The organism is Desulfobacter latus (assembly GCF_013389365.1).
GTDB classification, from domain to species: domain Bacteria; phylum Desulfobacterota; class Desulfobacteria; order Desulfobacterales; family Desulfobacteraceae; genus Desulfobacter; species Desulfobacter latus.
In genome coordinates this window covers 1-701 of record NZ_JACADJ010000173.1, presented here as the reverse complement: position 1 = coordinate 701, position 701 = coordinate 1, and the positions used below count along the sequence as shown (strand labels likewise).

2 protein-coding genes are annotated in these 701 nt (G+C 34.8%); both read left to right on the top strand.

The features are described from left to right. Positions 1–256 (top strand): recombinase family protein (locus HXW94_RS18835; protein WP_484482032.1); only part of this gene is annotated, 256 nt, incomplete at its 5' end. After that, the coding region (locus HXW94_RS18830; protein ID WP_218576822.1) for a hypothetical protein at positions 231–701 on the top strand (471 nt) is incomplete at its 3' end. The genes HXW94_RS18835 and HXW94_RS18830, both read left to right, overlap by 26 nt.

The window sequence follows — 701 nt, the reverse complement described above, 5'->3', positions numbered from 1 at the left end:
TACGAAATTAGTAGTAGAACACAAAGACAGGTTAGCGCGTTTCGGTGTTAATTATATCGAAATCTTATGTAACCATATCGGATGTGAATTAGTCGTTTTAAATCAGACTCTAAACGATAAAGAAGATCTCATTCAAGATTTTGTCTCGGTTATTACCAGCTTCTGTGCCAGACTATACGGTCAACGTCGTACTAAACGTAAAACAGAAAAAATAATAAAAGAGCTGTGCTGTGAAAAAGAAGAAAAAGTCGAATAAACTACATAGAGCTGTTACACATATTAAACTGGACTTTGCTAATCAAGGGAAATTAACTCGCCTTGATGAATTGTGTCCAGTTTATATGAATCTGGTGCAGCAATACATAGATTATATTTTCAAATTTGAAATCAGAGACGTTGATTCCTATGATGAAGTTATTCCGTTAGTAAAAACTGTTTTATCTAAACGATACCAACGCTGCGCCTGGCAACAAGCCGTTGGCATTATGAAGTCTTTTTATTCTAACGGCAGAACAAACAAGCCCCAATTAAAAGGTGCTAATATCCAAGGAACTCCGAACGTTATCAGACTTGAAAAATCTGATACCCCTCAGTTTGATTTCTGGTTGGTTATTGCAACACTTGAAAAATGTAAACCAGTTAGAATTCCAATTAATATTTATGCTTACGGGAAAAAAGTCATAAATTCCGGTAAATTATGT